The sequence below is a fragment of the Pseudomonas sp. LAMO17WK12:I5 genome (genome assembly GCF_900215165.1).
In the GTDB taxonomy this organism is placed as follows: domain Bacteria; phylum Pseudomonadota; class Gammaproteobacteria; order Pseudomonadales; family Pseudomonadaceae; genus Aquipseudomonas; species Aquipseudomonas putida_A.
In genome coordinates, this window is record NZ_OBDS01000002.1 from 14,756 (window position 1) to 33,741 (window position 18,986).

Here is an 18,986-nt window from a genome sequence, read left to right on the forward strand (position 1 = left end):
TCAGAAGCGCCAGATCACGTCGATGAACGCGCGGTGCATGTACGAATCGACCTGGCTGCCATAGGCATCACCGGGCTTGAACACACCGCCACGGAAGCGCACCAGCGCCGACGGCTCGTCGATCGACTGGCTCAACGCCGCCGGCAGCAAGCCTTGCTTGAAGTACTTGGTCACCACCAGGTCCATTTCCTGACCCAGATCCTTGTTGCCATCCTGCAGCGGCAGCGAGGTGCTGGAGAGGATCGCGCCGGTGACGTCGTCGGTGTTGTTTTCCACGGCGTTGATGCCGTTGCTGCCCACCGGCTTGTTGCCGTCCACGCGCCAGAACTTGTGGTAGATCAGGCTGGCGTCGTACTGGTCGTTGAGCATCCACGAACCGAACAGGGTCGCGGTCTGCATGTTGTTCATTTCGCCACGGAATGCTTCGCCGAAACGGTGCACGCGCGAGCGGGTACCGGTGTAGTTGGAGCGGTTGCTTTCCAGACCGTTCTGCTGGTAATCGGCGCTGGCGCGGGCGTAGGCCGCACCGACCTGCCACTGCGGATCGAGGCGCAGACGCACGCCCAGATCGGTGGCCCAGCCGTTGATGTCATCACTGCGCTTGGCTTGGGCCGGACGGCTGCCATCGGCGTTCAGCGGGTTGACCGAATCAAGGTCGCCGCTCATGCCGGTGATGCTGCCCCAGTAGTTGACGGTGTTGGTGTTGCGCCAGTTGTAGGCGTCGCTGTCGGCCGTCAGGCCGAGCCAGCTGATATCGCCGTTCTCTTTTTTGTCCAGCGAATCACCGGCAACGCCCGGCTCTGGATAATCCAGTTTGCCGTCGTCGTGAGTGTGATGACCACGAATGCCGACCCAGTTGCCGGGTGTCCACTGGTAGGCGGCATCGGCGTAGGCGTGCAGGCGATCCTTGTCTTTTGGTGCCAGCTCTTTGAGGTCGGTGCGGTATTCGCTGAAGCGTTCGGCAACACCGACGTTGGCGCGCAACAGGGTGGTGTCGAAGGTCCAGTTCAGCGCTTCGATGTTGGTGTCGCGCCATTGCCCGTCGTCATTGCGCAGGCGCTGGCGACCGAGCTTGAGCATCTCGCCGGGGTACGGCGTCAGGCCGCTGTAGCCGACCCAGAACTCGCGCATCGCCAAGTAGTTTTTCTTGGTTTTGCGATCACTGTTGTCGGTGGTTTGCTCACCGTCCGACTGCTGCAAGGTGTCGGTCTCGATGATGTCGGTCGAGGTCACGGCCTGGCCCATGGCGTAGGCACTCCACGCGCCGCTTTCGCCGTAGATCCAAGGACGCAGGTCCAGGCCCACACCGTTGACGTCGCCGCCGCTGGCGGTGCCGAGGTCGCGGTCGTCTTCGGACTGGCCGGTGATTTTCACTTCCAGGCCGAAGTTCTTGGTTTCAGTGATCGCGGCCAGTGTCGGGCAAGACCAGATCAGCGCGAACGTGAGGCCAATGCCGGCCTTCACAAAGGGATTCAACTTCATAGGGATTCCTCGCCGTCTTCTTCTTGCAGGGCGTGCAGTTGCAGCGTGTTCTGGTTCAGGGCGCCACGGCTGGCCTGTTCCTGTTGCAGCAGGCGCTGGGCTTCGGCCAGACGCTCGGGCGGCAATTGCGCGGCCAGGGTGGTCGCCAGTTCATCGGCTTGCGGGGTGTTCTGCGCCTTGGCCAATTGGCTGAATACGTAGGCGTTGAGCGGGTCGGGCTTGGTGCCCTTGCCTTGGGAAAACAGTTGGGCAATGGCGAAATCGGCGCTGTTCTGGCCGTTGCGCGCGGCGGTCAGCAGGTGGTCGAGAGCCTTCTGCGGATAGACCTTGCCCAGGTAACCACGGCGATAGATCTGGCCGAGGTAGTAGTCGGCGGCGACTTCGCGGCCGACGGCTTTCTGGAAGTGTTCTTCAGCGACTTTGGCGTCGGCCGGCACCAGTTTGCCTTCGTAGTAGAGCTTGCCCAGCAACAGTTCGGCGCGCGGCTGGTCGGCGGCGCGGCCGTTGTCCAGGTACTTCATCATCTGATCGACGTCGCCCAGTTCCGGGAAGTCGTAGAGCAGTTGCGCGAGGGTCACCCACGATGCCGGGTAGCCCGGTGCGATCGGTTCGAGCAGCGACTGCGCGGTCTTCTCGTCGGTCTTGCCGAGGGTCGAATCGGCCAGCACGCGGGCCACCGAATCGACGCGCTGCGCGCTGACCGTGCCACGGCTGTAACCGGCCTGCATCTGCTTGAGCAGCTCGGCCTGTTGCTCCGGCTGGGCCCGTTTCTGATAGACCGTGGCCAGTTCGACGTAACAGATGTCGGTGGTGTTGAGCGCGGCCTTGCAGATCTTTTCCACGTCATCCAGATGCTGGTCGTAAGTGCCTTGGGTGCGATACAGCAGCACCTGCGCCAGACCGGCTTCGGGGTAGCCGGATTTGCGCCACTGATCGATCTGCTGCTGCGCGTTGATGTTCGGGAAGCTGTGCGGGAATTGCAGGTACAGCATCGCCAGCGGGATCAACGTGTTGCCTTCGCCATTGGCGGCGGCTTTTTTCAGCAGGCTTTCGGCTTCGTGGTGCTCGGCTTCGGTTGACCCGGGCTTGGCTACCAGCAGGCGACCGAGACGGGCCTGGGCCCGTGGCGAAACATCGGCGGCGGCGCGGTAGGTCGCTTCGGCCTGTTTGATCTGCTCGGGGTCGCGGCTGTCGACCTGGATATCGGCGAGACCGACTTGCGCCTCGCTGTAACCCAGATCAGCCAGTGCGCGGTAGTTTTGCGCGGCGGTGGCGGTGTCGCCACGCTTGAGCGCTTCGTTGGCCAGGCGTTGGTCGGGCAGGCCGGCGCAACCGGCGAGACTTACCGCCAGTGCCAGCGAGCACACCATCAAACCCATGTGGGAGCGAGCCTGCTCGCGAAGCAGTCGACTCGGTACTTCAGACAAACCGCGCTGATCCTTTCGCGAGCAGGCTCGCTCCCACAGGTTCGGCGGTGTGTTCAAGATAGGAGTAGTCACAGGCATGTCCTCGACTTAAAGACCGGCAGCCATGGCTTTGTCGATCAGCCAGTTCAGGTTCGGACCTCGATCGCTGTTCACTTCCACCGGGCGCCCGGCGAAGCTGCTGTCCAGTGGTTCGTCCGGCTGGATCTGCACGCGGATGTCGGAGGACAGGTCGGCGCTTTTCAGGCTGGTGCTGCTGACGATCTTGCCGGTGCGGGTCTGGTCTTCGCCGGCGATCTGGAAGCTCACTGGCGTCCCCGGACGCACGTCGCCGAACTGGCGATAGGAGAAGCGCGCATCGACGGTGGCCTGGGTGTTGCGCGGTACCAGGGTGAAAATCACGTCGCCCTTGCTCGCGTACTGACCGTCAGCCACCAGTTGCTGGGCCACGGTGCAATCGCACGGAGAAGTCAGGGTGCCGGTCATTTGCTTGCCGAACAGTTCTTCAACCTTGGCCGGTTGCAACTGGTCTTCGTCCAGATGGCCCTTGAGCACGTCGAGCATGCTGGTGCTGAAGGTCGCCAGCGGCGCGCCTTTGGCGGCGACGCCGTCGGACTTGACCGGGCTCTGCACCGTGCCGTCACGCGGCATGGTGATGTTCATTCCCGGCACGCTGACCAGACCTGCTTGCGCGTGGCTGACGAAGTACATGCCGTACACCGACTTGAAGACGAAACCGAAAGCGACCAGACCGATGGCGAAAATGCCGGCGCTGAAAGTCACGGCTTTCAGACGCCCGAACGGGGTCATGCCGCTCCCGCCGTCCTTGACCTTGCGCGCCTTGGTGAAGTTGTCGCGCTGCAGGGTCGCCAGTACTTCACCCATGCTGACGATGTCGCCGGCCAGGTGCGAAGTGATCAGGTGGCGCAGGGTGGAAATATCCTGCGGTTCCAGGTTCTGGAACTGGCAACCGGCGCGGCCGCTCTGGCGATCGTAGGAGCGCACTTGCAGTTCGACGTCCATGGCCAGACCGAGGTTGTCGATGACGAATTGCAGACGTGCCTTGTACACCTCGCCGATGGTCAGCGGCAGTTGCCCGGCGTTGAACGCCAGACCACCGGCGGACAGGTCGAGGACCCGCGCTTCGACCGGCGTCCGGTCCGGGCCGAAGAAGCGCAGTTTGGCCGGGATTTTCACTCGGGCGTGCTGACGCTGGGCTTCGGATTCATGCACTACGTTGGCGTTGACGGCGGTATTCATGGGGGCGATTTCCTTGTTAATTCAATAGGGGCAGGTCAGACCATCATCAGCAGCACGGCGACGAAAATGCTGCCGGCGGAGAAGGTCATGGTCCGAGACGACCAGGTGTTGAACCAACGTTGAAAGCTGGCGAGATCACGGGTCAGGGAAGTGGGTTGGCGCGTCCAGGATTGCTGGTCGAGGCGGAAGAACACGTAGATCTTCACCAGCGCACCGACGATCTGGTTGTAATACAGAATCACGGGATAGGCCGGGCCGATCCGGTGACCGGAGCACGACAGCAGCAGGGTCAGAATCAGGCGGGTGATACCGATCCACAGCAGGTAGGCGAGGATGAACGCGCCGCCGTACTTGAAGCTGGCGATGATCGCCACGGTCAGGCCCAGCAACGACGTCCACATCGATACGCGCTGATCGAACAGCACCACCGAGGTGAAGGCACCGAGGCGTTTCACACCCAGGCCCAGCGCTCGCGAGTTCTGGCGCAGGTTGTTGCCGTACCAGCGGAACATCAGTTTGCGGCTGGCCTTGATGAAGCTCTTTTCCGGCGGATGCTCAACGGTGTTGATCGCGGCGTCCGGCACGTAAAAGGTGTCGTAACCCAGGCGCATCAGGCTGAACCAGCTCGACTTGTCGTCGCCGGTGAGAAACTTGAAACGGCCCAGGCGCCAGTGTTGCAGCGAGTCGCTTTCGACGTCGGCGATGAATTCCGGATCGGTCACCACGGTGGCGCGGAACACCGACATACGCCCGGTCATGGTCAGCACGCGCTTGGACAGGGCCATCGAGCACATGTTGATGTGACGCTGGGCGAAACGCAGCTTGTGCCATTCGCTCATGATGTAGCCGCCACGTACTTCGCAGAATTCGTTGGTGGTCAGGCCACCGACGTTGCCGAACAGCTGGAACCACGGCACGGTCTTGCGCACGGTGCCTTCGCCGAGCACGGTGTCGCCGTCGATCACGGCCACCACGGCACGGTCGTCCGGCAGGTGACGGGAGATCGCGCGGAAACCATAAGCCAGGCCATCGCGCTTGCCGGTGCCGGGAATGCGCACGAAGTCGAGCTTCACGCGGTCTGGCGGATTCATCCGCGCCCACAGCGCCTTGACCAGCAGCTCATCGGACATTTCGACGATCGAGCAGACCACGGTGGTCGGCAGTTCGCAGTCGATGGCTTCGCGGATCACCGAGCTGTAGACCTGCGCGGTGGTCAGCGCGTCGATACGGAAACTGGTGACCATCAGAAACACATGCGACGGGTCCGCCGCCTTACCCAGCTTGCGCACTTTGCGGCGCAGGTGCGGGTAAACGATGTAGAGAAAAATCATGCCGCGCACAAAGTGCGTTGCACCCATCGAGTAGCGCCAGATACCCACGGCGCCAATCAGGAAAATAAAGTCCTTCGACTCGGAGTCGAACGTGGACGTGGGCAGCATCAAGGCCAGGCCCAACAACAGGCTCAGAAACAAAAGCCAGCCGGCGGATTGCAGAAAGAAATGTTTGAGCTTGGTCATCGACGTCATCCAAGGTAAGAGAGGCTTCGAGCTGCAAGCTTCAAGCTGCAAGCGAAACGCTTTGCTTGCAGCTCGAGGCTTGTCGCTTGGCGCTGCTTTACCAGCAGATACCTTCAGTGCGAGTACCCGGGTTGGTGGCTTTGGCCATGAAGCCGACCAGGTCGATGACCTGTTTGCCTTGCGGTGCTTCCTGGGCCAGCGAGCGGAATTTCTCGTCGCGGTTGCCGAGGATGATCACGTCGGAGTTGTCGATCACCGAATCGAAGTCCGAGTTGAGCAGGGACGACACGTGCGGGATCTTCGACTCGATGTAGTCCTTGTTCGCGCCGTGAACACGGGCGTACTCGACGTTGCTGTCGTAGATGCTCAGGTCGTAACCCTTGCCGATCAGCATTTCGGCCAGTTCCACCAGCGGACTTTCGCGCAGGTCGTCGGTACCGGCCTTGAAGCTCAGACCGAGCAGGGCGACTTTACGTTTGTCGTGGCTTTCAACGATGTCGAAGGCGTTCTGCACTTGCGATTCGTTACTGCGCATCAGCGAGTTGAGCAACGGTGCTTCGACGTCAAGCGAACCTGCACGGTAGGTCAGGGCGCGCACGTCTTTGGGCAGGCACGAACCACCGAAGGCGAAGCCCGGGCGCATGTAGTACTGGGACAGGTTGAGGGTCTTGTCCTGGCAGACCACGTCCATCACTTCACGACCATCGACGCCGACCGCTTTGGCGATGTTGCCGATCTCGTTGGCGAAGGTCACTTTGGTCGCGTGCCAGACGTTGCAGGTGTACTTGATCATCTCGGCGACCGCGATGTCCTTGCGGATGATCGGCGCGTCGAGTTCTTCGTACAGCGATTGCAGAACGTCGCCCGAGGCCTTGTCGAACTCGCCGATGACGGTCATCGGTGGCAGGTCGTAGTCCTTGATCGCGGTGGACTCACGCAGGAATTCCGGGTTGACCGCGACGCCGAAATCGACACCGGCCTTCTTGCCCGAGCAGTCTTCGAGGATCGGGATCACCACGTTGGCGACGGTGCCCGGCAGCACGGTGCTGCGTACCACGATGGTGTGGCGGGTGGTTTTTTCACGCAGTACGAAACCGATCTCGCGGCACACCGCCTCGATGTAGTTCAGTTCCAGGTCGCCGTTCTTCTTGCTCGGCGTACCGACGCAGATCATCGACAGGTCGGTGTCACGAATCGCCTCGGCGAAGTTGGTCGTACCGCGCAGACGACCGGTCTCGATACCCTGAGCCAGAAGTTCGCCCAGACCCGGTTCCACAATCGGCGACTTGCCGGCGTTGATCATGTCGATCTTGTCTTTGGCAACATCGACGCCAACCACGTCATGGCCCCGTGCAGACAGGCAACCGGCACACACTGCGCCAACGTAACCCAAACCAAATATGCTGATGCGCATCGCAATTACCTCTGTGTTTTATCAAGCCATTAGATGGCCGGAGTTAATGGTGTTCAGCGGTCATAGTGCACTCGAAAGTGCGGCATACAGGCGCCACAATGCCGTGTGCAGGCATACTAAGTTCCGAGTGTCTAAATAAGTGCACTCAAGATGTGCGCAACTAGGCCTTAGTTGTTATGACTTGCCCTGTTATGCAGCGGAACTTCTTGCTGGAAGACTCTTGTGCATGTGTTCAGTCCACCTGATGTCGGACGAAAGGCCCGTAGATCAAGCGGTTGGGTGCTCAGGCGAGCACAATTACAGGGGCGCAGCCTTGGCCTTGTAGAGGATGTTTATGGTGCGTATCACCTATCCATCGTTAGTTGATCAGATGAGTGAACCATCTAGGCAAGTTGCTGTGACAACTTGGTTACATGGTTCTCCGCTCTGCGTAAGTTATCTCGTACAAACTCGGCGAGAATCGTTACCGGTGGTATGAGCTATGCATTTGGACATAGTTCCTACCCGCTCATCGCGAAATCTGAAATTTTTTGAAATATTGCCAAAGATGGCACTGGTCTCAATTTGATAGCACTTTCGATTTGGGCCTTTGTTAATCGGTGCGTAATCGAGCTAGATAGTTTTGTGCCACTACCGTAAAAAAATTTACGTGCCACTACTGAAAAAAAGTGCGGCTGTCGAGTGAAACTAAAATTAGAATTGCGGGGGACGATTTTATGGCGCCAATAAAACGGCGAAATGTGGCGAGGGATTTTTGACGTCGTGCGAGCTGCACGACTCTTTATAGAAAGAGTCGTGCAATGGGCATGCTTTATTCCGGGGCGTGGTCGCGCAGAAACACCAGATTGTCCGGTTTCGATTGCTCGGCGCTGTAGCGATAACCCTGCACATCGAACTGCTTGAGCAGGGCAGGATCGTTGATTTTTTCCTGAATCACGAAACGGCTCATCAGGCCGCGGGCCTTCTTCGCGTAGAAGCTGATGATCTTGTACTGGCCGTTCTTCAGGTCCTTGAAGTCGGTGTTGATGATCCGGGCGTTCAGGGCGCTGCGTTTGACCGCCGAAAAGTACTCGTTGGAGGCCAGGTTCAGCAGCACATCGTCGCCTTGCTCGACGAGTGCTTCGTTGAGCCATTCGCTGATGCGCGTACCCCAGAACGCGTACAGGTCCTTGCCACGGGCGTTGGCCAGTTTGGTGCCCATTTCCAGACGATACGGCTGCATCAGGTCCAGCGGACGCAGCAGGCCATAGAGACCGGAGAGCATGCGCAAGTGCTTTTGCGCATAGTCGAACTGAGCTTCGCTGAACGATTGCGCGTCGAGGCCGGTGTACACGTCACCCTTGAACGCGAGCAGCGCCTGCTTGGCGTTTTCCGGGGTGAAGGCGGGCGTCCAGCAGCCGAAACGCGCGGCATTCAGGCCGCCGATCTTGTCGGACACGTGCATCAGTTCGCTGATCTGTGCCGGGCTCAGTTCGCGCAGCTGCTGGATCAGCTCCTGAGAGTGATCGAGGTATTGCGGCTGGGTAAAGCGCTGGGTCGCCGGCGGTGTTTCGTAATCGAGGGTCTTGGCGGGGGAAATCACCATCAGCATGAAGTCGTCTCCTTTAATCGTGGGGGCGATTCTAGGGGGTTGGCCGGGTTGACTCCAGCTATCAAGCCCATAGGTGATCGACGGCTCGCCACATTTCCCTGTGGGAGGGGGCTTGCTCCCGAAGAGGCCGTATCAGCCTGCCCATCTGTTGGATGACACACCGCATTCGGGAGCAAGCCCCCTCCCACAGGGAATCGGAGTGGCTGAGGGGAATCGTGCGGGATCAGCTATAGTGCCGCGCGGGTTTGGTTATGGAGACACCCCTTTGCGCATTGTTCTTTTATTCACCGCGTGGCTGTTGAGCTTCGGGGCCATGGCGGCGCCGGGCGATGTGGCGACGCTGGATCGCAGCACCTGGCCGGAGCAACTGAGCAGCCCGACGCTGTTCGACGTCGCCTCGCGCGCGGAAATCCTCATGTTCGCCCGGGGCCTGCTCGGCACCGAAGCGCTGGACGAGGCCGCGCTGGCCCAGCGCCTTGGGCTGCGCACGGTCAACGTCGACGCGATCAGCCGCCTGCGCCAGCGGCTCTGGGAACGTCTGTTGGCCAACTACAACTTCGCCCAGCAGAGCTGCGATCAGGATGCCTCGTTCTGCTTCCTCGTCGAAGACCTGCCGACCCTGCGCGAGCAGGCCGCCAAGTTCGTGGTCAGCGACGACAGCTATTACACCAAGTGGGCCGAGCCGAGCCGGTTGTTTCATCTGCAGTATCTGGACGAGCTGATGCGCAAGGCCGCGCTGTCACCGCAAACCAGCAGCGAAGTCGATCAATTCGGCGACTACGAGCGCAACGGCGACGAGATGCACGATCGACTGTTTCTGCTGAGCTTCGACAGCGCCGCCAATCTGCAGCCGGACAACACCGACTGGATTGCCGACTACTTGCGCAAATCCAATCTCAGCGGCACGTTCTTCCTGTTGGGCAAGGATGTACAGGCGCGTCTGGCCGATCGCTCGCTGAGCAACCTGCAATCGGAGTTCTCGAAACAGTGTGTGGGCGTGCAGGGTTGGGAGTTCCGTTCCCACAGCTATTGGCAGGACTGGCAGGACTCGGTGCGCCGCAGCGCCGATCTGGTGAAGAACAAGTTGCCGGAGAACTATGTGCCGCTGTTCCGTCCGCCGGTGGGGCAGCGCCGCAGTGATGCCGGCAGCTTCTTGCGCAATCAGGGCCTGCAAGTGGCGCTGTGGGACATCGATGCCCAGGATGGTGCCGGCAAGCTCAAGGGCGCACAGAGTGCGCAGCGGGTGCTGACCCTGATGCTGCTGTGGCGTCACGGGGTGATCAATTTCAACATGAAACAGGATGCGGTGAAGACCGCGTTGCCGTGGCTGATCACGCAAACTGCGCAAAGCGGCATCGGCTTTGAAGACTGTCAGGACGGGTTTCGCTGACAAACGGAAAAAGCCCGGAAACATTGGGCTTGGGGCGATTTTTCCAGAGAATTCGATGCAGGCGGACTTCCGACTTTAGCGGGGTCTGGACGGTCCGCCAAGGGCTTTTCGTCACTCTGCAAAATAAACTTAAAAAAACCGTCAAAGTGCTTTTTTATGTCATGGGTTTTGGAGTATTACGAAGACAGACCGCCGAAACCTGCAACACAGGTGGCGTCTTCCAAGACTCCTTTTGTGTGCAGTTCATCCAGGCCCTCGTGGATGAATTCGGCAGTCACTTCGAGGCGCAGCACCGCCCAGGTATTGCGTCGAATGGCTCCCACAAAGGTGACCGAGTATGGATGATCACGGACGTAGCCCTTCTTCCAACCAGCCAATCCTTTATGTACTCGATACCAACGTATTGATTCACGATCCAAATGCCCTGCTGAATTTCGAAGAACACCACGTCGCGATCCCGATGACCGTGCTCGAAGAGCTGGACAAGCTCAAGAGCGGCCATCACAGCGTTGCTGCCGAATGCCGCCAGGCGATCCGGCTGATCGACAAGACCCTGGGCGATGCCTCCCCCGAGGACGTTGAACTGGGTGTGCCGATCCAGCGCGGCAAGGGCGGGCCAAAGGGCTTGCTGTCAATTCTGATGAGCAAACAGGCCGAATCGAACCTGATTCTGCCCGAGCATCTGAACGACAACAAAATCATCAACCAGTTGATCGACCTGCACACCCGTGATCCGAAGAAGGCCGTGGTGCTGGTTACCAAAGACATCAACATGCGCCTCAAGGCGCGCGCCTGCGGGATCGATGCCGAGGACTACAGCACCGACCAGTTGGTCGACGACGTGTCCCTGCTGCCCAACGGCTATCACAACATGACCGGCTCCTTCTGGGATCGCGTCAGCAAAGTCGAAACCCGTCAGGATCACGGCCGCACCTGGCATCAGGTGCAGTTGATCGACAACCTGCCGGCGGTGCACATCAACGAGTTCATCATTGACGAACAAGGCTTTGTCGGCTGGATCAAGGAAATCCAGGAAGACAAACTGCTGATCCTCGACCTGCATCAGGAACCGCTGCTGCATCAGGAAGCCTGGGGCCTCAAACCGCGTGACATCTACCAGAGCCTGGCGCTGTATGCCTTGCTGGATCCGGACATTCACCTGGTCAATCTGTCGGGTGCCGCCGGCTCCGGTAAAACCATTCTGGCGCTGGCTGCAGCGATCGAGCAGACCATGGTCAGCAAGCGCTATCGCCGGATCATTGCGACCCGTAGCGTGCAGGGCCTGGACCAGGAAATCGGCTTCCTGCCCGGCACCGAAGCGGAAAAAATGGAGCCTTGGCTGGGCGCCATCACCGACAACCTCGAAGCCTTGCACATGGATGACGAAAACACCCATGGCAGCGTCGATTACATCCTCAGCAAAGTGCCGTTGCAGTTCAAATCGCTCAACTACATTCGTGGTCGCAGCTTCCAGCAGAGCCTGATCCTGATCGACGAATGCCAGAACCTCACGCCGCACCAGATGAAAACCATCATCACCCGGGCCGGTGCCGGTTCCAAAGTGGTGTGCCTGGGCAACCTGGCACAGATCGATACCCCTTACCTGTCCGCGACCAGCTCCGGGCTGACCTACCTGACCGAACGCTTCAAGGATTTCCCCAACGGGGTGCACATCACCCTGCAAGGGGTGCCACGCTCGATTCTGGCCGAATACGCCGAATCGCATCTGTAACCCTTCCAACAAAACCGGGTGGCTCAAAAGCCGCCCGGTTTTTTATTGATAAATGCATATCCCCTGTGGGAGCGAGCCTGCTCGCGAATGCGGTGTATCAGTCGACATCTATAGTGAATCTGAATCCGCTTTCGCGAGCAGGCTCGCTCCCACAGGGGACAGTGGTGATTTCATAATCAGTGATGCGGAAATTTGACCCACAGGTTTACAATCCCTGCTCCTGATCAGGAGTAATCCCGTGCTGACTCATCTCGATTCCCAAGGTCGCGCCAACATGGTCGACGTCACTGAAAAAGCCGTGACGTTCCGTGAGGCGACGGCCCAAGCGCTGGTGCGCATGCTCCCCGAAACCCTGCAGATGATCGTCAGCGGCGGCCATCCCAAGGGCGACGTGTTTGCCGTGGCGCGCATTGCCGGCATTCAGGCGGCGAAGAAAACCAGCGATCTGATCCCGCTGTGCCATCCGCTGATGCTGACCGGGGTCAAGGTCGAGCTCAGCGCCGAAGGTGACGACAGTGTGCGCATCGTCGCCCGCTGCAAGCTGTCAGGGCAGACCGGCGTAGAGATGGAAGCACTGACCGCTGCCAGCGTCGCCGCACTGACCATCTATGACATGTGCAAAGCGGTGGATCGCGGCATGATCATCGAAAGCGTGCGTCTGCTGGAGAAGGTCGGCGGCAAGAGCGGGCATTTTCAGGCGGAGCAGCCATGAAGCTGACGGTTAAATTCTTTGCCCGTTATCGTGAAGCACTGGGCGTGGACTCGGTGGAGGTCGAAGGCGATTTCGCCACGGTCGACACTGTGCGTGCGCTGCTCGCGCAACGCCAGGGTGCCGAAGTGCTGAGCGAACAGAACCTGATGTGCGCGCGCAACGAAGACCTGTGCCAGCTCGACGAGCCGGTGAGCGATGGCGACGAAGTGGCATTTTTCCCCACCGTGACCGGAGGCTGAGGCATGGCGATTCGAGTGCAGTCCACGGCGTTCGATCCCGGCGCTGAAGTCAACGCGATGCACGCGGCGAATGTCGGTGTCGGCGCGGTGGTGAGTTTTGTCGGCTACGTGCGCGACTTCAACGACGGTCTGGATGTGGCGGGTATGTTCCTCGAGCATTATCCGGGCATGACCGAAAAAGCCCTTGGCAAGATTGCCGTCGAGGCCGAGCAGCGCTGGCCGCTGTTGAAGCTGGAAGTGCTGCACCGCATCGGCGCGCTGGAGCCTGGCGAGCCGATCGTGTTTGTCGGTGCGGCCAGTGCCCATCGCCAGGCGGCGTTCGACGCCTGCGCTTTCGTCATGGACTACCTGAAAACCCGCGCGCCGTTCTGGAAGAAAGAAAACACCAGTGACGGCCCGCGCTGGGTCGAGGGGCGTGACAGTGATCATGCCGCTGCGGATCGCTGGAAAAAATAGTTTTTATAGCGCCTTCAAGTCCGTCTTCGCGAGCAGGCTCGCTCCCACATTGGATCTTCATGAACGCAGATATTGTGTTCGCTACAGATCCCCTGTGGGAGCGAGCCTGCTCGCGACGTCACCTGCATCACCAAAATCCTCTTTCTTTGCCCAATTGACGGAATGTACATATAAGTCCAACATGGATTTATAAGTACAAAAAAACGTCAATCTTGCCGCTCGTAGCTCCCTGCTTCCAGCTGCTCTTCTTCGTCTTGCCAAACCAACAACAACCCGCGAGAGAACGAACATGAAGAAACTCCCCCTGATTACCGGTCTGGCCCTGAGCCTGTTGGCGTGCACCAGCTCGTTTGCCGCCGAGAAAACCTTGCGCATCGGCATCGAGGCCGCTTATCCACCGTTCGCTTCGAAAACCGACAAGGGTGAAATCGTCGGTTTCGACTACGACATCGGCAACGCCCTGTGCGCACAGATGAAGGTCAAATGCGTGTGGGTCGAGGGTGAGTTCGATGGCCTGATCCCTTCGCTGAAAGTGAAGAAAATCGACATGGCGCTGTCGTCGATGACCATCAACGAAGACCGCAAGAAGTCGGTGGATTTCACCCACAAGTACTACTTCACGTCGTCGCGACTGGTGATGAAGGAAGGCGCCACGGTCGATGACCAATACGCCAGCCTCAAGGGCAAGACCGTCGGCGTGCAGCGCGCCACCACCACCGATCGTTATGCTACCGAGGTGTTCGAACCGAAGGGCATCAACGTCAAGCGCTACGGCAATAACGAAGAAATCTACATGGACCTGGCGGCCGGGCGGCTCGATGCGATTTTCGCCGACACCATCCCGCTGAACGATTTCCTGTCGATGCCACGCGGCAAGGGCTATGCGTTTGTCGGGCCGGAGCTGAAGGATCCGAAGTACGTGGGCGAGGGCGCGGGGATTGCGGTGCGCAAGGGCAATACCGAGTTGGTCAGCGAGTTGAACACGGCCATCGACGGGATTCGTGCGAGTGGCGAATATCAGAAGATTTCCCAGAAGTACTTCAAGTCCGACATCTACGGCGACTGATAGTCCGCTATCGCGAGCAGGCTCACTCCTACAGGGGAACGCATTCCAACTGTAGGAGTGAGCCTGCTCGCGATGGGGCCGGAAATGCCAATGCAGATCTTCAGCCCTTCAATTCCTTCAAATGCTTGTACACCGTCGCCCGCCCCATGTTCAGCACATTGGCCACATAGTTCGAGGCGCTCTTGCCCTTGAACGCGCCTTCGGCGTGCAGCGCCAGCACCAGTTCGCGCTTGTGATCGCGGGTCAGCAGATTCAGGCTCAGCTGCCGCTCGCGCAGCCAGGCGTGGAGGAAGGTGTTGATGCGTTCCTGCCAGTCATCGCGAAACAGTGAATCCGGCTGCGGGATCAGTTTGCTCGGCGACAGGAACAGATCCAGCGCAGCCTTGGCATTCTCGAACAGCGAAATATTCAGGTTGATGCACAGCACCGCCAGCGGCCGCTCTTCGCGGTCGCGCAGCACGGTGCTCAGGCTGCGGATTTTCTGGCCGTCCCAATTGAGCTTTTCGTACGGGCCGATGTTGCGCTCACTGACCTCCTCGCTGAGCATGTCTTCAAGCGATGAATCGTCGCCGATCTCGCGCTTGGACAGGTTGTTGGCGATGTAGTCGACCTTCTGCGTGCGCAGGTCGTGCAGCACCACCTCGGCGTGGGGAAAGAACAGCGTGGCGATGGCGTCGGCGATGGCACGGAAGTTATCCAGGGCCGGATCGAATTCGGGGGCGGTCATGATTGTGGAGCTCCAGGCGGCGTCAGCGCCCCCGTGCACGGGGGCGCTGCGAGTGTGCCGCAATCCGTTGGGCGCGTCATCCGCAGGGGCCATCAGCGCAGTCGTGAAGGGGAGAGCATGGCGCTGCTCAGGCCGAACTGCTGCAACGACTCAGGCAACGGCTGACCACGCACCAATGCCGCGCTGGCCTGGCCCATGGCCGGTGAAGTCTGAATACCGTAACCGCCCTGGGCCGCGACCCAGAACAGCCCCGGCACCTGCGGATCGAAACCGCTGAGCAGATCACCGTCGGCGACGAAGCTGCGCAGTCCGGCCCAGGTGCGGGTCGGGCGGCGAATGGTCAGGGTCGTGGCCTCTTCGATCTGATAGATGCCCATGGCGATGTCCAGCTCTTCCGGTTGCACGTCATGCGGTTCGACCGGGTCGGCGTTGGCCGGCGAGCCGAGGAACATCCCGGCGTCGGGTTTCATGTAGAAGGACTCGTCGAGACTGACCAGCATCGGCCAGTGATGAATGTCCACGCCCTCGGGGCCGGCGAAAATGAACGCCGCACGGCGTTTCGGTTGCAGGCCCAGCGCTTGAGCGCCAGCCAGTGCGCCGATCTGGTCAGCCCAGGCGCCGGCGGCGTTGATGATGACCGGCGCGCTGAAGGTCTGACCGTTGGTTTGCACCTGCCAGAGGCCAGCGGCGTCGCGCGTCAGGCCCAGCACTTCGCAATCGGTGTGCACCTCGCCGTTGTTGCGGCGGATACCGCGCAGGTAGCCCTGATGCAGGGCGTCGGTGTCGATGTCACTGGCGGTCGGATCGTAGATCGCGCCGTGGACTTTTTCCCGACGCAGGATCGGCAGACGGGCGCAGGCTTCGTCGGCGCTGAGCAGCTGCATTTCTGGCACTGTGGCTTTGGCGCTGAGGTACTGGTTGTTCAGCTCGGCGGCGTCACCGCTGAAGTCCACGGTCATTTCGCCGCGCGGTGTCAGCAATGGGTGCTCGCAAAAGCCGCTCGGCGGATGGTCGAAAAACTCACGGCTGGCCAGTGTCAGCGCGCGCACCTGCGGCGTACCGTAGGCGGCGGTGTACAGCGCGGCAGAACGCCCGGTGGAGTGATAGGCCGGGTGCGATTCACGTTCGAGCACGATCACTTTGGCGTGGGGCGACAGCCAGAAACCGGTGGAAGCGCCGGCAATCCCGCCGCCGATGATGATGAAATCTGCCTGGCTCATGAAAGGTCTCCGGTGTTTACGCAATATCAAGGCGTTCACTAGTCCACTGTGGGAGCGAGCCTGCTCGCGAAAGCGGTGTATCAGTCGACATCTTCGGTGAATGTCAGGCCGCATTCGCGAGCAAGCCCGCTCCCACAATGGGATGTGTGGTGTCAGTTATTTAATTGATAAACCGCATTCGCCAGCGCAATGTCTTCCAGGCCCAGGCCAATTGAACGGAAAAATACGTGACGGTCGTAATCAGGGCGCGGCACTTTCTCGCTGAGCAGGTCGGCGAGGTCACCGACAATCGCAGACTTGTCCCAGCCATGCTGCTCGGTCGCGATCAACATCTCACCGGCCGAGCCCGGCGTGGTCAGCCGATAGTCACAGAACACTTGCATGTCGCCCAGGCTCTGCGGCGGCACCTCATGGGCGCGTGGCGCGTTGGTGCTGATCGAGGTGATCAGCGCCGGTTTGCTCAAGCTGGCCGGGTCGATGACCGGGCCGGCGGACGAGGTGCAGAGCATGATCACGTCCGCGTCTGTGAGGGCGACATCGCGGCTGTCGGCAATCTTCACCCCCGGGTAGATCTCTTTCAGCAGCGCCCGGGTTTCAGCGTCTTCAGACAGGCTCGGCGAATACACGCTGATGTTCTGCCAGTCGCGCAGACCTTTCACGTAATGCAAATGAGCCTGGGCAACCTTGCCGCTGCCGATGATCGCCAGTCGTTGGGCATTCAGCGGGGCGAGGGCATCGACTGCAACGGCGGTGGTCGCTGCAGTGCGTGCGGTGGTCAGCTCGCCGGCATCGCAAAGCAGCAGCGGTTGGCCGGTTTTCATCGACATTAATAGGGTCCACGCTGTCACCAGTGGCCCTTGCTCGCGGACGATGTACGGCGAGGTCTTGACCCCGTACACGCCGTCCTCGGCCAGCACCCCCAGATAATTGATGAAGTCGCCGGCGCCCTGCGGAAACTCCACCAACTGCTGCGCCGGTTGCACGGCGTGGCCGGCGGCGAGGTCGCGGAACAGTTTTCGCAGGATCTGCGGCACGTCGATGCGCGCCAGCAGCTCGCGGGCCTGGGTGTGGTCGATCACGTAGGGTGTACTGGACATGTCAGGCTCCGCGGTCTGGATATAAACTAATTTGTCCATTATGGACTTTTAGTTGTCTATCGCAAGCGCCTGTTGAAAACGCCGGGCAAAAAAAAGCGCAGTCCGTTGCCGGCTGCGCTTTTTGCGTTACAGATCGCTTACTGCGGCTGCGGACGCTTGCGTTCAACAGCGCGCAACAGGTGCGTCGGCGGTGTTTCGCAGCTGATCTTGCGACCGAGTTTCTCTTCGATCGACGGCAGTTGGTAGGAGTCGTCCTCGCCGGCGAAGCTGATCGATACGCCGTCAGCGCCTGCGCGACCGGTACGGCCGATGCGGTGTACGTAGTCGTCCGGCACTTCCGGCAGGGTGAAGTTGATCACGTGGCTGATGCCGTCGATGTGGATGCCGCGACCGGCGACATCGGTGGCCACCAGCACGCGGATCTTGCCTTCGCGGAAGCCTTCGAGGGTCTTGATGCGCTTGTGCTGCGGCACGTCGCCGGACAGTTGCGCGGCGTTGATGCCGTCACGCACCAGGCGTTCTTCGATACGGCGCACTTCGTCCTTGCGGTTGGCGAAGACGATCACGCGTTCCCAGCCGTTGTCGTTGACCAGGTTGTAGAGCAGTTTGTATTTGTCAGCCGCGGCCACGGCATAGATGTGCTGCTCGACGTTTTCGTTGGCCACGTTGGTGACTTCGATTTCAACGATTGCCGGATCGGTGGTCCATTGCTTGGCCAGGTTCATCACGTCTTCGGTGAAGGTCGCGGAGAACAGCAGGGTCTGACGCTCGGACTTCGGCGGGGTCTGGCGAATGATCTGCCGCACTTGCGGGATGAAGCCCATGTCGAGCATGCGGTCGGCTTCGTCCAGCACCATCACTTCGACCATGTCCAGATGCACGTCGCCGCGCTGGTTGAAGTCGAGCAGACGGCCCGGGGTGGCGACGAGGATGTCGCAGTGGCGCGCTTCGAGGTGCTTGAGCTGCTTGTCGAAGTCCATGCCGCCAACGAACGTCATCACGTTGAGGCCGGTGTACTTGGTCAGGTCTGCAGCATCCTTGGCGATCTGCACCACCAGCTCGCGGGTCGGCGCGATGATCAGCGCACGGGGCTCACCCATGTAGCGTTCTTTCGGCGGCGGCGTCTGCAGCAACTGAGTGATGATCGAGATCAGGAACGCGGCGGTCTTGCCGGTACCGGTCTGCGCGCGGCCGATGGCATCTTTGCCGGCGAGGGTGAAACCCAGCACCTGCGCCTGGATCGGCGTGCAGTACGGGAAGCCCAGGTCCTGGATGGCGTGCATCAGTTCCGGAGCGAGCTTGAAATCGTGAAAGCGGGTTTTGCCTTCCTGGGGTTCGACAACGAAATCTTCGAGTTTCCAGGGAATGACCGGTGCCTTGGGCTTCGGTTCGCGGCGCGGCCGGGGTGGTTTCGGCGCTTCGGCGCGGACCGGTTCGGTGGCGACGGCAGGTTGCGGCTCGGGCTGGGGTGTCGCTACCGGAGCCGGACGTTCAGCCTTGGGCGCATCGCTGCGAGGGCCGGGGACGTGCGACGGCGCACTGGGGACTGGCGCGAGCTGCTCAGCCTCGCTTTTACCGAACATTTTCTTGAGTGCTTTGAGCACGGTCATCTCATCAATTGGTTAAGGAATGTACGCCGGCCAGTGTAATGCAAGAAAC

Annotated in this window: 16 protein-coding genes; 6 read left to right on the forward strand and 10 right to left on the reverse strand. The window is 60.3% G+C overall.

Annotated elements, in window-relative coordinates:
- The 6 genes from CRO59_RS02835 to yaaA form a co-directional block, all read right to left on the reverse strand.
- A complete protein-coding gene (locus CRO59_RS02835) occupies nt 1–1,482 on the reverse strand; it encodes an alginate export family protein (RefSeq protein WP_097086305.1) in 1,482 nt (493 codons plus the stop codon).
- Entirely contained in the window at nt 1,479–2,981 is a 1,503-nt protein-coding gene (gene algK / locus CRO59_RS02840; RefSeq protein WP_177408936.1) for an alginate biosynthesis TPR repeat lipoprotein AlgK, read from the reverse strand. Before algK ends, CRO59_RS02835 begins: the two co-directional genes overlap by 4 nt.
- A 15-nt stretch (nt 2,982–2,996) precedes the next feature.
- Nucleotides 2,997–4,166 (reverse strand): alginate biosynthesis protein Alg44, encoded by a 1,170-nt coding sequence (locus CRO59_RS02845; protein ID WP_097086309.1) that lies wholly within the window; start codon nt 4,164–4,166, stop codon nt 2,997–2,999.
- A gap of 35 nt (nt 4,167–4,201) precedes the next feature.
- Nucleotides 4,202–5,683, reverse strand: coding sequence for a mannuronan synthase (gene alg8 / locus CRO59_RS02850; RefSeq protein WP_171061828.1), 1,482 nt, complete (start codon nt 5,681–5,683; stop codon nt 4,202–4,204).
- 97 nt (nt 5,684–5,780) lie between these two features.
- The gene (locus tag CRO59_RS02855) at nt 5,781–7,097 is read right to left on the reverse strand and encodes a nucleotide sugar dehydrogenase (protein WP_007965217.1); all 1,317 of its coding nucleotides are present in this window, start codon (nt 7,095–7,097) and stop codon (nt 5,781–5,783) included.
- 811 nt (nt 7,098–7,908) lie between these two features.
- Nucleotides 7,909–8,688, reverse strand: coding sequence for a peroxide stress protein YaaA (yaaA, locus tag CRO59_RS02860; RefSeq protein ID WP_097086313.1), 780 nt, complete (start codon nt 8,686–8,688; stop codon nt 7,909–7,911).
- 313 nt (nt 8,689–9,001) lie between these two features.
- Between yaaA and CRO59_RS02865 the strand changes: the two genes are divergently transcribed.
- The 6 genes from CRO59_RS02865 (at nt 9,002) to CRO59_RS02890 (ending at nt 14,283) form a co-directional block, all read left to right on the forward strand.
- On the forward strand, nt 9,002–10,078 hold the full coding sequence (locus CRO59_RS02865; protein ID WP_371917800.1) for a polysaccharide deacetylase family protein: 1,077 nt from the start codon (nt 9,002–9,004) through the stop codon (nt 10,076–10,078).
- Nucleotides 10,079–10,415: 337 nt separating this feature from the next.
- A complete protein-coding gene (locus tag CRO59_RS02870; RefSeq protein ID WP_027610931.1) occupies nt 10,416–11,810 on the forward strand; it encodes a PhoH family protein in 1,395 nt (464 codons plus the stop codon).
- Nucleotides 11,811–12,048: 238 nt separating this feature from the next.
- Nucleotides 12,049–12,522 carry a cyclic pyranopterin monophosphate synthase MoaC gene (gene moaC / locus CRO59_RS02875; protein WP_027610932.1) on the forward strand — a complete coding sequence of 158 codons (474 nt, stop codon included), beginning with the start codon at nt 12,049–12,051 and terminating at the stop codon, nt 12,520–12,522.
- On the forward strand, nt 12,519–12,761 hold the full coding sequence (moaD, locus tag CRO59_RS02880; RefSeq protein WP_097086317.1) for a molybdopterin converting factor subunit 1: 243 nt from the start codon (nt 12,519–12,521) through the stop codon (nt 12,759–12,761). Before moaC ends, moaD begins: the two co-directional genes overlap by 4 nt.
- Nucleotides 12,762–12,764: 3 nt before the next feature.
- Entirely contained in the window at nt 12,765–13,217 is a 453-nt protein-coding gene (gene moaE, locus CRO59_RS02885; RefSeq protein WP_007965204.1) for a molybdopterin synthase catalytic subunit MoaE, read from the forward strand.
- Between the two features lie 289 nt (nt 13,218–13,506).
- Complete coding sequence (locus tag CRO59_RS02890) at nt 13,507–14,283, forward strand: ABC transporter substrate-binding protein (RefSeq protein ID WP_027610934.1); 777 nt, start codon at nt 13,507–13,509, stop codon at nt 14,281–14,283.
- A gap of 100 nt (nt 14,284–14,383) precedes the next feature.
- Here the strand turns inward: CRO59_RS02890 and CRO59_RS02895 are convergent, their stop codons facing one another.
- From CRO59_RS02895 to rhlB, 4 genes are all read right to left on the reverse strand, one after another.
- A complete protein-coding gene (locus CRO59_RS02895) occupies nt 14,384–15,010 on the reverse strand; it encodes a transcriptional regulator (RefSeq protein ID WP_095138253.1) in 627 nt (208 codons plus the stop codon).
- Nucleotides 15,011–15,102: 92 nt separating this feature from the next.
- A complete protein-coding gene (locus CRO59_RS02900; RefSeq protein WP_097086319.1) occupies nt 15,103–16,230 on the reverse strand; it encodes an FAD-binding oxidoreductase in 1,128 nt (375 codons plus the stop codon).
- A gap of 152 nt (nt 16,231–16,382) precedes the next feature.
- Entirely contained in the window at nt 16,383–17,327 is a 945-nt protein-coding gene (locus CRO59_RS02905; RefSeq protein ID WP_097086322.1) for an ornithine cyclodeaminase family protein, read from the reverse strand.
- Between the two features lie 137 nt (nt 17,328–17,464).
- Nucleotides 17,465–18,937 carry an ATP-dependent RNA helicase RhlB gene (gene rhlB / locus CRO59_RS02910; RefSeq protein ID WP_097086324.1) on the reverse strand — a complete coding sequence of 491 codons (1,473 nt, stop codon included), beginning with the start codon at nt 18,935–18,937 and terminating at the stop codon, nt 17,465–17,467.
- Nucleotides 18,938–18,986: the final 49 nt, after the last annotated feature.

Excerpts from the sequence above, each read along its gene's own strand:
- rhlB (WP_097086324.1), bottom strand. The coding sequence starts at position 18,937 with ATGACCGTGCTCAAAGCACTCAAGAAAATGTTCGGTAAAAGCGAGGCT.
- CRO59_RS02900 (WP_097086319.1), bottom strand. The coding sequence starts at position 16,230 with ATGAGCCAGGCAGATTTCATCATCATCGGCGGCGGGATTGCCGGCGCT.
- CRO59_RS02870 (WP_027610931.1), top strand. The coding sequence starts at position 10,416 with ATGGATGATCACGGACGTAGCCCTTCTTCCAACCAGCCAATCCTTTAT.
- CRO59_RS02855 (WP_007965217.1), bottom strand. The coding sequence starts at position 7,097 with ATGCGCATCAGCATATTTGGTTTGGGTTACGTTGGCGCAGTGTGTGCC.
- CRO59_RS02905 (WP_097086322.1), bottom strand. The coding sequence starts at position 17,327 with ATGTCCAGTACACCCTACGTGATCGACCACACCCAGGCCCGCGAGCTG.
- yaaA (WP_097086313.1), bottom strand. The coding sequence starts at position 8,688 with ATGCTGATGGTGATTTCCCCCGCCAAGACCCTCGATTACGAAACACCG.
- moaD (WP_097086317.1), top strand. The coding sequence starts at position 12,519 with ATGAAGCTGACGGTTAAATTCTTTGCCCGTTATCGTGAAGCACTGGGC.
- CRO59_RS02890 (WP_027610934.1), top strand. The coding sequence starts at position 13,507 with ATGAAGAAACTCCCCCTGATTACCGGTCTGGCCCTGAGCCTGTTGGCG.
- moaE (WP_007965204.1), top strand. The coding sequence starts at position 12,765 with ATGGCGATTCGAGTGCAGTCCACGGCGTTCGATCCCGGCGCTGAAGTC.
- alg8 (WP_171061828.1), bottom strand. The coding sequence starts at position 5,683 with ATGACCAAGCTCAAACATTTCTTTCTGCAATCCGCCGGCTGGCTTTTG.
- CRO59_RS02835 (WP_097086305.1), bottom strand. The coding sequence starts at position 1,482 with ATGAAGTTGAATCCCTTTGTGAAGGCCGGCATTGGCCTCACGTTCGCG.
- CRO59_RS02845 (WP_097086309.1), bottom strand. The coding sequence starts at position 4,166 with ATGAATACCGCCGTCAACGCCAACGTAGTGCATGAATCCGAAGCCCAG.
- CRO59_RS02895 (WP_095138253.1), bottom strand. The coding sequence starts at position 15,010 with ATGACCGCCCCCGAATTCGATCCGGCCCTGGATAACTTCCGTGCCATC.
- CRO59_RS02865 (WP_371917800.1), top strand. The coding sequence starts at position 9,002 with ATGGCGGCGCCGGGCGATGTGGCGACGCTGGATCGCAGCACCTGGCCG.